This is a genomic window from Algorimicrobium echini, assembly GCF_900115185.1.
GTDB lineage: Bacteria > Bacteroidota > Bacteroidia > Flavobacteriales > Flavobacteriaceae > Algorimicrobium > Algorimicrobium echini.
In genome coordinates this window covers 800462-818351 of the sequence record NZ_FOVN01000001.1, presented here as the reverse complement: position 1 = coordinate 818351, position 17890 = coordinate 800462, and the positions used below count along the sequence as shown (strand labels likewise).

17 protein-coding genes are annotated in these 17890 nt (G+C 35.1%); 8 read left to right on the top strand and 9 right to left on the bottom strand.

Going from position 1 to position 17890, the window contains the following annotated elements:
• Nucleotides 1-23: 23 nt before the first annotated feature.
• From recJ to BM239_RS03670, 5 genes are all read right to left on the bottom strand, one after another.
• Complete coding sequence (gene recJ, locus BM239_RS03690) at nucleotides 24-1715, bottom strand: single-stranded-DNA-specific exonuclease RecJ (protein WP_092206274.1); 1692 nt, start codon at nucleotides 1713-1715, stop codon at nucleotides 24-26.
• Nucleotides 1716-1833: 118 nt separating this feature from the next.
• Nucleotides 1834-3675 (bottom strand): T9SS type A sorting domain-containing protein, encoded by a 1842-nt coding sequence (locus BM239_RS03685; protein WP_143094882.1) that lies wholly within the window; start codon nucleotides 3673-3675, stop codon nucleotides 1834-1836.
• A gap of 4 nt (nucleotides 3676-3679) precedes the next feature.
• Complete coding sequence (locus BM239_RS03680; RefSeq protein WP_092206272.1) at nucleotides 3680-4255, bottom strand: hypothetical protein; 576 nt, start codon at nucleotides 4253-4255, stop codon at nucleotides 3680-3682.
• On the bottom strand, nucleotides 4252-4626 hold the full coding sequence (locus tag BM239_RS03675) for a hypothetical protein (RefSeq protein WP_143094881.1): 375 nt from the start codon (nucleotides 4624-4626) through the stop codon (nucleotides 4252-4254). The genes BM239_RS03680 and BM239_RS03675 overlap by 4 nt, the downstream gene beginning before the upstream one ends.
• A gap of 106 nt (nucleotides 4627-4732) precedes the next feature.
• Nucleotides 4733-5161 (bottom strand): OsmC family protein, encoded by a 429-nt coding sequence (locus tag BM239_RS03670; protein ID WP_092206270.1) that lies wholly within the window; start codon nucleotides 5159-5161, stop codon nucleotides 4733-4735.
• Nucleotides 5162-5282: 121 nt separating this feature from the next.
• On the opposite strand from BM239_RS03670, the gene BM239_RS03665 reads away from it, so the two are divergent.
• Nucleotides 5283-5873 (top strand): carboxymuconolactone decarboxylase family protein, encoded by a 591-nt coding sequence (locus tag BM239_RS03665; protein ID WP_092206269.1) that lies wholly within the window; start codon nucleotides 5283-5285, stop codon nucleotides 5871-5873.
• A 70-nt stretch (nucleotides 5874-5943) separates the two neighbouring features.
• Here BM239_RS03665 and BM239_RS03660 read toward each other — a convergent pair whose 3' ends face one another.
• The 4 genes from BM239_RS03660 to BM239_RS03645 form a co-directional block, all read right to left on the bottom strand.
• Nucleotides 5944-7671 (bottom strand): M28 family peptidase, encoded by a 1728-nt coding sequence (locus BM239_RS03660; protein WP_143094880.1) that lies wholly within the window; start codon nucleotides 7669-7671, stop codon nucleotides 5944-5946.
• Nucleotides 7672-7709: 38 nt separating this feature from the next.
• Nucleotides 7710-8282, bottom strand: a complete 573-nt coding sequence (locus tag BM239_RS03655; protein WP_092206268.1) for a uracil-DNA glycosylase family protein — start codon at nucleotides 8280-8282, stop codon at nucleotides 7710-7712.
• Between the two features lie 18 nt (nucleotides 8283-8300).
• Nucleotides 8301-8969 carry a 16S rRNA (cytidine(1402)-2'-O)-methyltransferase gene (gene rsmI / locus BM239_RS03650; protein ID WP_092206267.1) on the bottom strand — a complete coding sequence of 223 codons (669 nt, stop codon included), beginning with the start codon at nucleotides 8967-8969 and terminating at the stop codon, nucleotides 8301-8303.
• 95 nt (nucleotides 8970-9064) lie between these two features.
• Nucleotides 9065-9796 carry a hypothetical protein gene (locus BM239_RS03645; protein ID WP_092206266.1) on the bottom strand — a complete coding sequence of 244 codons (732 nt, stop codon included), beginning with the start codon at nucleotides 9794-9796 and terminating at the stop codon, nucleotides 9065-9067.
• A gap of 104 nt (nucleotides 9797-9900) precedes the next feature.
• On the opposite strand from BM239_RS03645, the gene BM239_RS03640 reads away from it, so the two are divergent.
• The 7 genes from BM239_RS03640 (at nucleotide 9901) to BM239_RS03610 (ending at nucleotide 17833) form a co-directional block, all read left to right on the top strand.
• Complete coding sequence (locus BM239_RS03640) at nucleotides 9901-10557, top strand: thymidine kinase (RefSeq protein WP_092206265.1); 657 nt, start codon at nucleotides 9901-9903, stop codon at nucleotides 10555-10557.
• A complete protein-coding gene (gene alr, locus BM239_RS03635; protein ID WP_092206264.1) occupies nucleotides 10541-11647 on the top strand; it encodes an alanine racemase in 1107 nt (368 codons plus the stop codon). Before BM239_RS03640 ends, alr begins: the two co-directional genes overlap by 17 nt.
• A gap of 75 nt (nucleotides 11648-11722) precedes the next feature.
• On the top strand, nucleotides 11723-12130 hold the full coding sequence (mscL, locus tag BM239_RS03630; protein ID WP_092206263.1) for a large conductance mechanosensitive channel protein MscL: 408 nt from the start codon (nucleotides 11723-11725) through the stop codon (nucleotides 12128-12130).
• Nucleotides 12131-12255: 125 nt separating this feature from the next.
• Nucleotides 12256-13245 carry an aspartate-semialdehyde dehydrogenase gene (locus BM239_RS03625; protein WP_092206262.1) on the top strand — a complete coding sequence of 330 codons (990 nt, stop codon included), beginning with the start codon at nucleotides 12256-12258 and terminating at the stop codon, nucleotides 13243-13245.
• Nucleotides 13246-13338: 93 nt separating this feature from the next.
• Nucleotides 13339-14700, top strand: a complete 1362-nt coding sequence (locus tag BM239_RS03620; RefSeq protein ID WP_092206261.1) for an Ig-like domain-containing protein — start codon at nucleotides 13339-13341, stop codon at nucleotides 14698-14700.
• A gap of 88 nt (nucleotides 14701-14788) precedes the next feature.
• On the top strand, nucleotides 14789-16849 hold the full coding sequence (locus BM239_RS03615; RefSeq protein ID WP_092206260.1) for an FG-GAP-like repeat-containing protein: 2061 nt from the start codon (nucleotides 14789-14791) through the stop codon (nucleotides 16847-16849).
• Nucleotides 16850-16921: 72 nt separating this feature from the next.
• Nucleotides 16922-17833, top strand: a complete 912-nt coding sequence (locus BM239_RS03610) for an ABC transporter ATP-binding protein (RefSeq protein ID WP_092206259.1) — start codon at nucleotides 16922-16924, stop codon at nucleotides 17831-17833.
• Nucleotides 17834-17890: the final 57 nt, after the last annotated feature.

Here is a 17890-nt window from a genome sequence, read left to right as displayed (position 1 = left end):
TGAACGAAAATAAGCTAGTAATATTATTTAATATCTCGTAATTTCAATTGCAAGGACACTTGATTATTCCAATGATTTTCATCTATAGAGTAGACTGCAGAGAATGGTTTTTTATCTGTAATTAAATCCAGCTTATCTCCTAAACCAAAACCTATACCAACTAATTTATTGGAACGTTCTGGATTGGTTACTGTAATCCGTAGGTGACTTTCGTCCGTACCTACACATTTGCCATAACCAGTATCACACAGGTTATCTGTCATAAAAACTGGTGACATATTTCCAGGTCCAAATGGTGCAAATTGTTTTAAAATGCGGTAAAATTTCGGCGTTATATCAGTTAATTCAATTTGAGCATCAATTTTAATTTCTGGTGTTAATAAGGATCTGTCAATAGTTTCTGAAACCACATCTTCAAAAGCTTGTTTAAAAGCTTCGTAATTTTCGGATTTCAAGGTTAATCCAGCTGCATATTTATGTCCACCAAATTGCTCAATATGATCTGCACAGGCTTCCAAAGCATTGTACACATCAAAACCACTAACCGATCGTGCTGAAGCTGCTAACCTGTCACCACTTTTGGTAAACACCAAAGTTGGCCTGTAATAGGTTTCTATTAATCGAGACGCTACAATACCAATAACACCTTTGTGCCAAGCTTCGTGATATACAACGGTTGTAAAACCGTCTTGCTCATTATTGGTTTCTATTTGCTGAAGCGCTTCAAGGGTAATTTGTTTATCGGTTTCTTTTCTATCGGTATTAAAAAACTCAATTTCTTCGGCATAACTTTTTGCTAATTCAGGATTGGTTTCCGTTAATAAAGTCACCGCATAATTACCATGTTTCATGCGTCCAGCGGCATTAATGCGCGGCGCCACAATAAATACCACATCGGTAATGGTTAAATGTTCCTTTTTTACTTCAGCAATTATAGCTTGAATACCTGGTCTAGGATTACTATTAATAACATCTAAACCTAAAGAAGCTAATGCGCGATTTTCACCCGTTATAGGAACAATATCAGCACCAATTGCTGTAGCTACTAAATCGAGATATTCGGTTAAATCGGCAGTTGTTTGCCCCTGTTTAGCAGCTAAAGCTTGAATGAGTTTAAACCCAACACCACACCCACACAATTCCTTATATGGATACGAGCAATCGTCTCGTTTAGGGTCTAAAATAGCAATAGCTTTTGGTAATTCTGCTCCTGGTCTGTGGTGATCACAAATAATAAAATCAATGCCTTTTTCGTTGGCATAAGCCACTTTATCAATAGCTTTTACGCCACAATCTAAAGCAATAATGAGCGAGAATCCATTATCTTCTGCAAAATCAATACCTTTAAAAGACACACCATATCCTTCATCATATCTATCAGGAATATAGGTTGCTACATTTTCAGTTCGGGTTTTTAAATAAGAACTCATTAAGGCGACTGATGTCGTACCATCCACATCATAATCACCATAAACCATAATGTTTTCGCCAGTTTCTAGTGCTTTTTCAATTCGTGACACCGCTACATCCATGTCTTTCATTAAAAATGGATTATGTAGATCTGTTAAACTTGGCCTGAAAAATGTTTTGGCAGCGTCATAGGTTTCTACCCCACGTTGCAATAGTAAGCTAGCAACAATGGGTTCCATCTTGAGTGCTTTTTGCAAAGCAGCTACTTTTTTAGGTTCCGGTTTTGGTTTAATGGTCCAGCGCATGAGTTGAATTCTAATTGATAAGGTAAATGATAAAAGCCTAAAGGTAAGAATTTTTCAATGACACCTTTAGACTTTTAAATTGACCTTTAACGCCAAATACTATATGGCATGTACCTGTTTACTCGATAATGATTTTATGCGTAAATACTTGGTTATTATAAACTAATGAAGCAATATAAACACCCGAAGACAACCCAGAAACATCAACTTTTTGATTGCTTTCAGTAGTATGAAGCTTTGTATTTAGAACTTCTTGACCTACAACATTATAAACTTTAAAAGAACTGGAATAAGATTGCATGTTGTCATTTAACTTAATATACAAAACATCATTAGCAGGGTTAGGATATATAGCAAAAGGTGACGTAGCTGATTCTGCCACACTTAAATTACTTGGTGAAAATTTATTTATATATCCTTGAGAACCTTCTAAATATGTACTTTCTAAAGTATCAATGTTTTCAGAACTAGACGTTCTTCCTGCGACGTAAAGTGCATCCTCAAAAGGAAAAACCCAAGGAATACTTTCGTCATCCTCACCACCCAAATAAGTACCCCATTCGCGTTCGCCTTCTGTAGAAAACTTCATAATAAAAGCATCATATTGTCCATACAAAGTATTTCCATAAAGACTTTCCATAAAAGCACCTTCGGTGGCAATATCCACATACATACTTGTTTGCCCGGTAAAATACACGCCATCTTTTGCCGAGAATACCGATTTTATTCTATAAACATGGCTAACACTACTTCCTCCACAACTAATCGTGCTGCCTTCATAGGCTTCTTCTACCCAATCCAGCGTATAGGTAAGCCAGTCTATCTCGCCAGAACGGTTTAATTTGGCTAGAAACCCATTACCACAACCATTTGTTTCCTTATAAGCTCCTGCTGTAGCCATCCCTGATGTGTCACCACCGGTATTCCCTCCAGATTGACCAGCAATATACAGTCCCGTTTCATCTAAAACCAAAGGCGACATCCCTAAAAATTCTACTCCAGAGGTTCCCAGATACCGACTCCACAGTCGGGTACTCCCATCTAATGATAAGCGGGATACAAAAGCGTCATGGATATTGGAAAAAGAAAACTCGTACTCCCCAAAGGTATCAAAATAGGTATTGGGCACATAAGGCGAAGTAGGGAAGTCTTCTTTAGTGCCTGCCACATACAGCCCCGAGTCATCTACAGCAATTCCAGTAATATCAGAACCGTTTATGCCATAATAGGTAGTCCAAACTCTATCTCCCGAAGGCGAAAACCTACTTATTGTTGTTCCAGCATCATAGGAGTCTGTTTGAAAAGCATCTAGAGTTGTAATATTATCACTTGTTTGATGGCTAACGTAATCTGATAAATAAATAAAAATTTCATCAGCGTTATTTATAGCTACACCAGCTTTAATATATTGTTGTGACCGAAAATCTGTAGTAAAGTTGAAAGGTTCGTTGTCGTCTGGACGGGTAGCGGCATTATAAAAATGCGTGCCCCAAAGCTGGTTGCCATCTGCAGTAAATTTGGCTATAAAAGCACCACCACCACGATCGGTAGGCTGTTCTTGAAACGCGCCAGAGGTTGCTATGCCTGTTGTAGAATAGGTATAACCCACCACAACTATATTATTACTATTGTCTATGTCAATACCCTCTATAACGTCAAAATCTTCACCTCCAAAATAAGTTCCCCATAGATAATCGCCATCCTTATTATACTTGATAATAAAGCCGTCAGCTTGCCCGCCTCCATAATTGGGTTGGTGAGACATAGCTGTTGTAGGCAATATATCGGTATCATCTGCAAAACCTACAGTATAGATATTGCCTTCATTATCTATGGCGTGGGCTCTGGGACGCGCTGTGGTTTCTATATAAGCTCCCCATTCACGCTCATAAGGGAATGTTTGGCACACCCCATTATGGAATATGCCAAACAAAAGTAAACATGTGATGAATGGTTTCATAACATTAGTTATCAAGGATTATTATTACATATTCAGTTATAGAGCCAACTAAATTTTCTGAATAATATGCAGCCATAGACCCATTAGAACTAACTATAGCATCTTGTACAAAACCTGTATTGCAGTAGTCTGTCGTCCCTATATTGCCGCCACCTGAATCACTAGGGTTTTCAAACTCAAACTTTAAATAGTGAAATTGTTGCCCATTACCGTAAGCTAACCATGAGTTAGTACTGTTAAGACTAAATGTATTAGTAGAACTGGTACTTACCAACCATTGCGTAATTTCAGGAACGGAATCAGGTGAGTAAAAAGGAAATCGCGTTGCACTGTCTAAATTCTCAAGTACATAGGTATTTCCTGCTGGAAGTATATAGCCAACCGAACCATAGAGATTGGGGTATTGTATTTGGCATCCAGTATTTCCAGGGTTTCCTGGTGTTATAGCATTATTTGGCAATGTAGCCAGTGACCCCATTTCTATAGGATAGCTTGAAAAATTATAGACATACAGTGTTTTTTGAGCCAACAAGGCATTAAAAAACAATACCATTAAAGGTAGTAAAAATAGCTTTTTCATGGTTGTTGATTTAAAGTTACACGTGTTTTTTGGGCATAAAGGCGCATGGCTTTAGAAATGATTTCATTCTCATTTAAAGCTTGCTTTCCATCTACTGTTTCGAGTTGTGCCCCATTGGACTCCAACAACAGTCTAGATTCTTCCATCAAAATGCGATTGCTTTTTTCTGTGCTCTTTGAAGCATTTGGATTGTGTTTTGCTTTCATCCAAACAATCATAGCATCTCGAAAATTTTCCATTTCAACGGACATTTCTTTTTTGGCTAATTGTGAAGAAGCAATCGATTCTCCTTCTATTGGAGAAGATTCTTCAGTAGAACAGGACGTTGCTAAAAACAGCCCCATAATACATAATAAATACATGTGTTTCATAATAAATTTGGGTTTAATTAAGAATTATTTAACATAAATGTAATTATATTTATCCTAAACACCAAACTGATTACTACAAATACATATATTAAAATTCTATTTTTCATTAAGTTACATGATAATGAATAGATGTGTTTATAGTAGCGAATTTTCGAAACATTTCCATAACACCACAGTATTTTTCCACAGATAAATTTACTGCTTTTTTAATTTTATTTTCATCTAGATTGTCACCATAAAAATGATATTCTACAGAAACGCTATGGTAATATTTAGGATGCTCATCGGTTAGTTCGCCATAGGTATCCATTCGGAAATCGGAAACTTGTACTTTCATTTTATCTAAAACAGACACCACATCCAATCCTGAACAACCTGCTAAAGCCGAAAGCATCATAGCTTTTGGTGATAAGCCTGAACTATGACCACCATGTTCTGGACTGGTGTCCATTAAAACCGTTTTCCCATTTGGGTTATCCGATTCAAATTGTAGATTCCCTTTCCAATGTGTGATTACTTTATTTGTATTTGCCATGTATGTTGATTTTTTTGTTACTGGTTAGGATTATAACTTAATTCTGAAATAGGCATAAATTAAAACTGTTTTCAGTTCAATATTGCTTGTTTATTCAAAAATACCAATAAAAAAATAGACTATGCCACTTGTAACACCATTATCCGCAGACCACGATTTAGAAACTAAAGAGTTAGCCGAATTTTTTAATGAAACACTAGGTTTTTGTCCAAACTCTGTATTAACCATGCAACGCAGACCGGCAATTTCCAAGGCATTTATAAACCTCAACAAAGCGGTTATGGCCAATGAAGGTCGTGTAACATCTGCTTTAAAACGCATGATTGCCTGGGTTTCAAGCAACGCAACAGGTTGCAGATATTGTCAAGCTCATGCCATTCGTGCTGCGGAACGCTATGGTGCAGAACAGGAACAGTTAGATAATATTTGGGACTATAGAACACATCCAGCTTTTTCGGAAGCCGAACGTGCTGCCCTCGATTTTAGTTTAGTCGCAAGTCAAGTGCCAAATGCGGTGGATGACACCATTCAAAAGCGCTTACACCAATATTGGAATGAAGGCGAAATTGTAGAAATGTTGGGCGTTATTTCACTGTTTGGCTATTTAAATAGATGGAATGACAGCATGGGAACAACTTTAGAACATGACGCCATAGAAAGTGGAAATCAATTTTTAGGAAAACATGGTTTTGAGGTTGGGAAACACGTGTGATTAGAACCTAGATTTTAGACCGCTTTGCTGTTAGAAATTAGATAAAACCTTACTAAAAATAGTGAGGTTTTTATTTACTCAACTCCAAAAGCGCAGCTTCTGAAGTTGCCCGAACCGAAGCTTGTGCTTTCTCAATAGCTTCTTTTAAAGACGTTGCTTCTGGCGACATATCAATTGTTGTGGCAATGGCTTTTACATACCAATCTTCCCAAGCTTTAATAATTTCAATTTGTTCCGCAAGCTTATCACCTTTCTTAATGGCTATTTTTCCTTGTTTTAATTCTTCATGCAATCTGGAAATAGCTGCGGTTTCAATATGGGTAATTATTGTTTTAGCAGTTGTTGCATCAGAATTCAACAAAGTATACGCAGATAGCAATGACGCTGTCCCTACATTTTTAAGCGTTTCTTTAGATACTTTATCCAATCGGTCGTTATCCGTATGATAAAACTGATCGGTAAAATGCCAAAACAAGACACTTGGAATATTACTTCGTAAAAAAGGCATGTGATCGCTTCCTCCTTCAAACGGATTAGTATTAACTTCCCAATTGGCACGTTTGCCTTGAGCTTCAAATTCACCAATTACAATATCGTTTAAATAATGGGGTTTCATTTGGTCTAAACTCATTTTACTGCCGCCCCATTCGGAATGTTTATCATTACCACGTGTCCAAATAGCACTAGGGTCCGGCATTTTTTCAATTAAAAATGAACCACCTGTGATGTCTGTATTTTCGCCAACCATGTCCAAGCTAATTCCCCATTTTATATGTTGAGCACGCATTTTATCTTCTTGCACATAACGTCCTGTAGACACAATTTCGTCTCCCCAAAGAAAGGTTAATGTTCTGGTAGGATTCCATGTGTTATTTTGCAACAACTTTGCTGAAAGCGTTGCCATTTCTAGAGCCACACCAACTCCTGTAGCATTATCATTGGCACCAGGTTCCTGAACATGCGCACTAAAAACCAAGCGCTCATTAGGTAGTTTATTTCCTTTAATATCAGCAACAATTGTTAGTTCTTCCGATTCATATATTTTAGTTTCTATTTGAACATGTAAGGTAATTGGCCCTTTTAAAAGCGCTTCTTTTAAACGCTCTTTAGCTTGATAGGACAAGGCAATTGCCCAAGGCTTTAATTTAGAATTTAAAGGAATGGAGCGAAATTGAATAGAGGTTGTGTTTTTTTCTGGTTGTAAATAGGATGGGTTATCATAGGTCATTAATCCAATAGCACCTCCATTAACAATGGCATCATTATAAATGCGTGACGGACTTGTTTCAGCAAAAACAATTTTCCCTTTCACATCCATTTTTTTTAATTTCTGAACATCCTTTACATAAACAACTTCTGCGGAAACGCCTTCTTTTGGTGTGCTGTAAGAATTTAAAGCCACCATATTTCGGTTGGTTTTATAGTCTAAAAGCGGTGCTTCTTTGCTATTAAAAGTTATGAGGGCATCCACCATTTCCCAAGTCGGATTTTTTAATGGACGCTTTTCAATTCGGTAGGTAAGTCGGTTGTTTGGTTTTGATTTTTCTTCTAAAACAAAGCCAGCATTTTCTAAATGTTTAGCGATGAAAAAAATACTTTCATTAAATCCTGTATTTCCAACTACACGCCAATATTGTTCAACAAATGCAGTGGTTTCGTAAGCTAAATCGCCCGAAAAACTAGTTATAACCGTTTGCTCTACACTTTCTTTTGTAACTCGTTTTTTTATGGCTTGTGCTTGAATTATGTTTGAAAAAGTTACACTGAAAAGGCAAAGAAATAGAATATTTTTAATCATGGTAATTGGGTTTTAACCGAAAAATAAAGATATATTTTTTATTTGATAAGGCTATGGACTTTTGCTTTTAATATAGGTAATACTTCGTTTTGAAACCACGGATTTTTAGTTAACCAAAACCGATTTCTAGGCGATGGGTGTGGCAAGGGTAAATACATGGGCAAATAGGCTTGAAAATTATCCACCGTTTCTGTTAGCGTTTTTTTAGCATTACTTTTTAAATAATAGCGCTGTGCATACATACCAATGAGTAAAACTAATTCCACATGAGGCATTTGCTCTAATAATTGATGATGCCATTGTGGTGCACATTCTAGCCTAGGTGGTAAATCTCCCGACTTCCCTTTTCCAGGATAGCAAAAACCCATAGGTATAATGGCGAAATTTTCTGGGTTATAGAATTGCTCATTTGTAACATCTAGCCAATTCCGTAATTGCTTTCCGCTAGCATCATCCCATGGAATTCCGGAAGCATGAACTTTAGTCCCTGGTGCCTGACCAATTATTATGATTTTGGAATTTTTATGGGCAGAAACAACGGGGCTTGGTCCTAGAGGAAGATGGTCTTTACATATGGTACATTTTTTTACTTCTTGAAGTAGATTCTTCACTTTAGTATCTAAAATAAATTACTTTTTACCACCTACAACAACCACAATTTCACCTTTTGGCGGTTTGTTGGTGTAATACTCTAAAACATCTTTAGCTGTGCCACGAATAGTTTCTTCATAGAGTTTGGAGAGTTCTCTAGAAACAGAAACAGGTCTGTTGTCTCCAAAATATTCACAAAATTGGGTTAGCGTTTTTATCAGTTTATGCGGACTTTCATAAAAGATAATGGTTCGGGTTTCTTCGGCAAGGAATAATAAACGTGTTTGACGCCCTTTTTTTACGGGTAAAAAGCCTTCAAAAACAAACTTATCATTCGGCATCCCACTATTTACTAAGGCTGGCACAAAAGCTGTTGCTCCAGGTAAACAGTCCACTTGTATATTATTTTCAATGCAAGCTCTGGTTAATAAAAAGCCTGGATCTGAAATAGCTGGTGTTCCGGCATCACTAATTAATGCCATAGTTACACCACTTTTTAATTTATCGATTAAACCATCAACCGTTTTATGCTCGTTATGCATATGGTGCGATTGAGATGGTGTGCTAATATCAAAATGCTTCAATAATTTTCCAGACGTTCGGGTATCTTCAGCAAGGATTAAATCTACTGATTTTAAAACATCTATAGCTCTGAAGGTCATGTCTTGAAGGTTACCAATAGGTGTTGGAACAATATAAAGTTTCATAAAGCGTTATAATTTCAGTTTAAATTCCCACGCTTTTGATGCATATGAACTGTCAAAATCATGATTAAAAAGATGGTTTTTTGAAATCACTATTATTAATCGAATTTACTTTCAATAAGTTCCATAAATCGGGTTTCATAGTCCTCTTTTCCTTCCCAATTATTATAATCTGGTTTTACAATATTGAAAATTAAATTCCGAACTTCATCAACTGAATTCAAGGTATTTATTTGCGATATTACACGATTATAATCATCGGCTTCCCCATCAAACAAGTGCTTAATAAATGCTATTTTATCATTTAACCCAATTACGATTCCTTTTTTAAGTTGGTCATTAAGTGATTTTTTTAAGTTAGGATTTCCCTTTTTAACAGGATCAAAAATGGGCTCATTATCAAAACCAGCTGTGATATCATCTAAATTAATTTTGTGAACTTTCGTTTTGGAAGTTGCTTTTTCAACCATAGAATCTACCAGCTGTGCTTCATGTGGCATTTGGGCGACCATATCTTTTATTTTTTCAATAGCAGGCTCCATAATATCTTCATGTTCAGAATCATCAAGATTAATATAGGTTCTATCTTCAAATTCTATCGTATCGCTTACTTTATTATTAAAGGCCACATCTAGCATATCGAAAAACGAGGAATCGTTTCCAATGGTAGGAATATCCTCTTCAAAATTTTCTTTAGCAAATTTTAAAACGGTTAATTTTTCATATAAAGTAGCTACTTCTTGATGCATTTTATTCAAATCATCTTTGCCTTTTAATTTTAGGATTCTATGCGCAATACTCATTAATTCCGCTTCTAACTTCTTCTTCATAACTTTTTATCTTTAAAACCTATTTATGCTTTTGATTTTTAATAAATTTACGCCACCTTTATATAAAACGAACAATCCGTTTATTTTAGTGTTAAAATTACAAAATGTTTCTCGAAAATACAGTAAATCATAAAGAACAATTTGGCTGGATCGAAGTTATTTGCGGTTCCATGTTTTCTGGTAAAACAGAAGAATTAATCCGTAGACTCAAACGTGCGCAATTTGCAAAACAGAAAGTTGAAATCTTTAAACCTACTGTAGATGTACGTTATGACGAAGATATGGTGGTATCGCATGATGCAAATGAAATACGTTCTACTCCAGTTCCTGCTGCTGCAAATATTCCTATTCTGGCAGACGGCTGTGATGTTATAGGTATAGACGAAGCGCAGTTTTTTGATGATGAAATTGTACGGGTATGTAATGATTTAGCAAACAAAGGTATTCGCGTTATTGTTGCTGGTTTAGATATGGATTTTAAAGGAAATCCATTTGGCCCAATGCCAAACTTGATGGCTACTGCGGAGTATGTTACTAAAGTACATGCCATTTGTACCAAAACTGGAAATTTAGCACAATATAGTTACCGAAAATCTAAAAACGATGCACTTGTATTGTTGGGTGAAGTGGATGAATATGAACCGTTAAGCCGTGCCGCTTATTATAAATCGATGCAACGTGATAAAGTGAGAAATATGAAGGTAACCGATGCTGAAGAAATTGAAAATAACTCAAAAGACTCCAATGGAAAAAGTGCATGAAACCATTCTTGAAATCGATTTAAATGCCTTAACGCACAATTTTCAGTACTTAAAGTCTCGGACAAACACACAAACAAAAATACTAGCTGTAGTTAAAGCATTTGCTTATGGCAGTGATGCGTCAGAAATTGCAAAACATTTAGAAACATTAAATGTTGATTATTTTGCTGTAGCCTACACAAATGAGGGTGTGGCCTTGCGCGACGCTGGAATTGTAACACCAATTTTAGTACTTCATCCACAATCTGTAAATTTTAAAACACTTATTGATCGTTGTTTAGAACCTAGTTTATACAGCGCATTTGTATTAAACGAATTTATAAAGGTTGCTGAGGAAAAAAAGCAAACTAACTATCCTGTTCATATTAAATTTAACACAGGTTTGAACCGGTTAGGTTTTGATAGTACTGAAATTCCTAAAATTTCTTCAATATTAAAAAACACCAAAAGCATCCATGTTAAGTCAATCTTTTCTCATTTAGCAGCAAGTGAAGATTTTAATGAAAAAGTATTTACTGAAAATCAAATTAAATTATTCAAAACCATTTCCCAATCTTTTGCTAAAACTATGGGGTACCAACCCATGCTACACCTTTGTAATACATCTGGAATATTAAATTACCCAGATGCACATTTTGATATGGTTCGTTCTGGAATTGGCCTGTATGGTTTTGGAAATTCAGATATAGAAGATGAGCATTTTACACCTATTGCCACTCTAAAATCTATTATTTCGCAAATCCACCGAATTAAAAAAGGCGATAGCGTTGGTTACAATCGTGCATTTATTGCCACAAAACAAACAAAAACAGCTACCATTCCTATTGGGCATGCAGATGGTATTGGGAGGCAATATGGTAACGGTAAAGGGTTTGTTACCATTAATAACATACAAGCGCCGATTATTGGAAATGTATGTATGGATATGATTATGGTGGATATTACAAATATTGCTTGTCAAGAAGGTGATGAAGTTATTATTTTTGGAACTAACCCAACTGCTAATGTGTTTGCCGAAACTGCAAAAAGTATTTCTTATGAAATTATTACCTCCATATCTCAACGCGTGAAACGCGTTTTTTTAAAATAATTATTATGTCAAATGGTTTACTTTCAACTTTTTATTTAAATTTAAACCATAAATCACTAACTAAAATTAACTATTATGCTTAAAGAATTCAAAAAATTTATAATGACTGGAAATGTCATAGACCTTGCCGTTGCTGTAATACTAGCTGGTGCAGTTAGTTTGGTCGTTAAAGGGTTTGTAACCTATATAATGATGCCAATAATTGGTCATTTTTCAGGTGGACTTGATTTTTCAGATATGAAAATCATTTTAGATGAAGCCGTTTTAGCCGCTGATGGTACAGTAGCAACTCCAGAAAATGCTATCATGTATGGCGAATGGATTAATGCGATAATCAATTTAATTATAGTTGGTTTTGTCTTATTCATGATTGTTAAAGCATACAATAAAACTAAAAAGCCTGTAGAAGCAGCTCCAGAAGCACCCAAAGGGCCTACTGATAATGAGTTACTTCAAGAAATTCGGGATTTATTAAAAAAATAATACCTAGTAACCGCTACATTACATATTTTAACCCTAAACCACTTCGTTACAGAAGTGGTTTTTTTATGTTTTATTTTAAACAATTACCTTAATAATTAATTAGTTTTGTACCAAAATTATTTGAGATGAAAGTAGCCGTTGTAGGTGCCACCGGAATGGTAGGCGAAGTAATGTTGAAAGTTTTAGAAGAACGCCAATTTCCCGTAACAGAACTAATTACTGTTGCTTCAGAAAAATCTGTTGGTAAGTCCATCCGTTTTGGTGATAAAAATTATCAAGTTGTTAGTTTAGAAACAGCCGTATCATTAAAACCAGAAATTGCTTTATTTTCAGCTGGCGGTGACACCTCTTTAAATTGGGCTCCAAAATTTGCTGCCGTAGGAACCACTGTAATAGACAACTCCTCTGCCTGGCGTATGGATGCTAACACCAAATTAATTGTTCCTGAAATTAATGCATCAAGCTTGACAAAAACGGATAAAATTATAGCTAACCCAAACTGTTCTACCATTCAAATGGTCCTGGTTTTAGCTCCGCTTCACAAAAAATATAAGATTAAGCGCATTGTCGTTTCAACCTATCAATCTATAACTGGAACAGGGTTAAAAGCGGTTAAACAATTAGAAAATGAAATGGCAGGTATTTCTGGCGAAATGGCATATCCGTATCCTATTCATCAAAATGCTTTACCGCATTGTGATGTCTTTGAGGATAATGGTTATACCAAAGAAGAAATGAAATTAGTACGGGAAACTCAAAAAATTCTTAATAACAAAACTATAGCCGTTACAGCAACAGCCGTAAGAATTCCAACTGCAGGAGGCCATAGTGAAGCTGTAAATATTGAATTTGAAACTGATTTTACTTTAAGCGATGTTCGTAAACTTCTAAACGAAACTGAAGGTGTTATTTTACAAGATAATACCGATGTAAACACCTATCCAATGCCTATTTATGCAAATGGTAAAGATGATGTTTTTGTTGGCAGAATCCGCAGAGACGAATCGCAACCAAATACTATCAATATGTGGATTGTAGCAGATAATTTAAGAAAAGGAGCTGCTACAAACACCATTCAAATTGCAGAATACTTGATAAAAAATGATTTAATTTAGGATTTATTTATCATAAATATTTAAATACCATACAATACCTAAAATATTGTTAAATTTTTTCATAAATTCGTAATCGTCTTTTTTTAGTCGGTTATGAAAAAAAACTATATTCTTTTATTACTTTTTATAAGTGTTCTGATTTCATGTAAATCAGAAGATGATACTTATATCCCTCTACAAATACAAACCCAAAACGATACAGCGCAAGTATTTCAAAATGGTTCTATAGAAATAGATGTACTTGGAAATGATGGCAATATTCCAGAAACTGGTGTTTTAACAGTTACTAGTTCTACCTATGCTACCATTTCTATTTTAGATAATAATACACCCAATAATCCGAGTGATGATAAAATTAAATATACACCAACAAGTAATTTTTTAGGAACGGATAGTTTTGTTTATACCATTTGTTCATCTGAAAATAATTGTGCCACAGCTACGGTTACAGTAACAATTTTACCAGCATCACCTGTTAATTATAATCCAGACGCTTTACCTTATCCAACTCTATCTGATTATAATTTTTTTGAAGGCCAATTAAAGAATTTAGAGCCAGTTTCTGGTGTTATACCCTACGATTTAAATTCACCGTTATTCAGCGATTATGCCCATAAAAAACGTTTTGTCTGGATGCCAAATGGAACTAAAGCCAATTATGATACTGATTACACTGCTTTAAACTTTCCTATTGGTACATTTCTAATAAAGAATTTTTATTACGATAACGTAATGCCAACAGGTAATACCAAAATTATTGAAACACGAATCATGTACTTTACAGATAGTGGTTGGGAGTTTGCTGAATATGTATGGAATGATGAACAAACCGAAGCCACTTTTACTACCAACGGTAGCTTTGTAAATTTAGACTGGAACGAAGCTGGTATAATTAAAAATGTGAATTATCGTATACCTGCAAGAGCTGAATGTTTTACCTGCCATAATAAATTTGGAACACCCATCCCAATTGGGCCAAAACCACAGAATTTAAACAAAAATTACACTTATCAAGATGGCTTGACAAATCAATTACAAAAATGGGTAGATGTAGGGTATTTAAACCCAGATTATCCTGAAAACATAGATACTATGGTTGCTTGGAACGATACCTCTGAATCCCTTCAAATGCGAGCGCGATCATATTTAGATATTAATTGTGCGCATTGCCATTCAGAAGAAAGCTATTGCGAATACAGACCCATGCGCTTTGCCTTTAACGAAAATGATACTGCCAGTAATATGGGTATTTGTGTAGAGCCTGACACCAACATTGGAGACACATACCCACTCATTATAAATCCTAGAAATGCTGATGGTTCCGTGGTTGTTTTCAGAATAAACTCTGTAGAAGAACAGTATCGTATGCCTTTATTAGGACGCACCCTGCAACATACGGAAGGTATTGCACTAATTTCAGAGTGGATAAATTCCTTAACAGACAGGTGTGATTAACAATAAACTATTGAAAATTAGAATATTAATAAAAATACTTACTTTAGTAGAATACTAAAAAGTCGCTAGCAATTAACAACTCACAGTCATGAAAACAAAATTACTTTTATTTGCTTTATTAACAGCTGCCAGTATCCAAGCTCAAACAAGCTCTAATTCTTGTTCTGAAGCTGATGCTAACACACCCATAACACAGCCAGGAGTTTACAGCATTGATATTATTAACGGTAGTGAATATCCAATTCCTTTGTGTGGTAATAACACCCTTGAAGGTAGTTTAGGAGAGTGGTTTAAATATATACCTGATTCAGATAGTTATCTAACCGTCTCAACTGATTTGACTCAAAATGAAGGACGCGACACGCGAATACATATTTACAGTGGTACGTGTGGTGCTTTAGTTTGCGAAGGTGGAGACGATGATAGCGGTAGTGTATATTTATCCATTGCTTCCGTAAATGTTACAGGAGGTGAAACGTATTATATAGCTTTTGATAATCGTTGGAATGGAGATGGCTTCGATTTTGAAATTATTGAAAGTGATCCACCAACTCCGCCTGCCGTTACATTTGCTGTCAGTAGCTTAACCACAACTGGTTCAGATAGAGCTATCGTAGACATGAATGGAGACCATTTAGATGATATTGTTTCTGTATCTAATACCAATATTAATATCCATGAGCAACAAACCGAAGGCGGCTTTACCAGTAGGAATATTGAAACTTCCTATGCAAATTACACACCGTCTTGGAGTTTATCAGCAGCCGATTATAATGCAGATGGTTTTACAGATTTACTTTATGGTGGTGGAAGTGGTGTCACTTTTATGCGTTCAAATGGTAATGGCACTTTTACAGAATTTTCTGGATCTGAGTATGTATTTTCGCAACGATCTAATTTTGTAGACATTAATAATGATGGCCACCTAGATGCCTTTGTTTGTCATGATGTAGCACCAAATGTTTATTATATTAATGATGGCGAAGGGAATTTAACATTCTATCAAGGAGAAAACAGCAATGGTGGTGTTCCTAGCGGATTAGGGTTATATGATTCAGGTGGAAATTACGGATCAATATGGATTGATTACGATAACGACAGAAATTTAGATATGTTTATTGCTAAATGTGGTGGTGAAGAAGCTAGACGAACGAATCAAATGCACAAAAACAATGGTGATGGTAGTTTTTCTGAAAATGCTTCCGAAATATTTTTAGCTGACCCTATGCAAACTTGGTCATCAGCATGGGGAGATTTTGATAATGATGGCGACATGGATGTCTTTGTAGGTGCTAGTTCTGGCACCCATAAAATGATGCGAAATAACTTGACAACAGATGGTCAAGGAAATACAACTGTAACTTTTGAAGATGTAACTGCCGCTTCAGGAGTTTATTTGTTGTCTGATACAGGAATTGAAAATGCAACGTATGATTTTGATAATGATGGAAATTTGGATATTGCGTCCAATGGTAACATCCTATTTGGAAATGGAGACTTAACATTTACAGTTCATGAAAATTTAATATCGGGAAGTAATGGTTCATTTGGAGACTTAAACAATGATGGTTTTATAGATGCATTTAGTAATGGAAACATTTACATAAATAATGGAAATAACAACAACTGGATTAGCATATGTACCATTGGTTCTGAAGGCTTTAGTAATATAAATGGTATTGGCGCACGTGTTGAAATTCATACACCTTCAGGTATTCAAATTCGAGACATTAGAAGTGGAGAAGGGTTTAGATATATGAGTACTTTAAATACACATTTTGGATTAGGAACAGAAACCACTATTAATAATTTAATTATTTATTGGCCATCTGGTGTTGTAGATAATATTCAAAATCCTAGTATCAACCAAAGAATTTGTGTGACCGAGGGCGAATCGCTTTCCGTTGAAGATTACGAATTAGAAGGATTAACTATTTACCCTAATCCTGTTGAAGACATCTTAAATATTTCAACACCAGTTTCAATTAGTGGTAAAATAGCCACTGTATTTGATTTGAATGGGAAAAAAGTATTAAACTCTAAATTGAATACAAATAATTTAGATGTTTCTAAATTACAAACCGGTTTTTATATTTTAAGATTAGAATCTGAAGGCCGAGTAATCAATAGAAAATTTATTAAACAATAGATTAACCAGTCAACATTATAAATTCGCTTTTATTCCTATAGAAGCGAATTTTTTTTGATGTATTTTTGCAATATGCTGAACGTTAAAAACCTCCATTTTGCCTATCAAAAAACACCTGTTTTACGAGCCCTAAATTTTAACATTCAACCAGGTATTAATACGGCAATTATTGGTGAGAGTGGTTCTGGGAAAAGCACACTTTTAAAACTCCTTTATGGTGAATATGATTTGGATTCAGGTCATATTTTTTGGAAAGACACCGAAATTCTCGGTCCCAAACACAATTTGATTGTAGGTTATGATTTTATGAAATACGTGGCACAAGAATTTAATCTCATGCCTTTTATTAGCGTGGAAGAAAACATTGGTAAACACCTTTCAAATTTTTTTCCAAATGAAAAGAAAGATCGTACCGCAGAACTCCTAGAAGTTGTTCAATTAACTGAATTTGCTAAAACCAAAGTTAAACTATTAAGTGGTGGTCAAAAACAACGTGTGGCTTTGGCACGTGCTTTAGCACAAACACCAGAAATTTTATTATTAGACGAACCTTTTAGTCATATTGATAACTTCCAAAAACAGACATTAAGACGTCGTGTTTTTAACTATTTAAAAGAAAAAAACATTGCTTGCTTGGTTGCTACTCACGATCAAGAAGACGTATTAGGATTTGCTGATCAGATTATTGTATTGAATAATCAAACAATTGCGGCTCAAGGCAAACCAGAAGATCTTTATAAAAATCCAGAAAGCGCTTTAGTCGCTGCCTTTTTTGGCGAATTTAATCAAATAAAAAATCAATTTATATATGCTCACCAGCTTAAAATGGTAAATAAATCAGATATAAAAGTCATGGTTAAAAACGCATATTTTAAAGGATCATTTTTTTTAATAGAAGCAAGCTTTAACTCAAAAACTATTGTATTTGAACATGCCTCAAAACTGACTAAAGGTGACATTGTTTATTTAGAAATATCTAAATAATAGATACAATTTGAATGCTCTGGTTGTTAAAAAAAACTATATCGTCTTTTTTTTTCC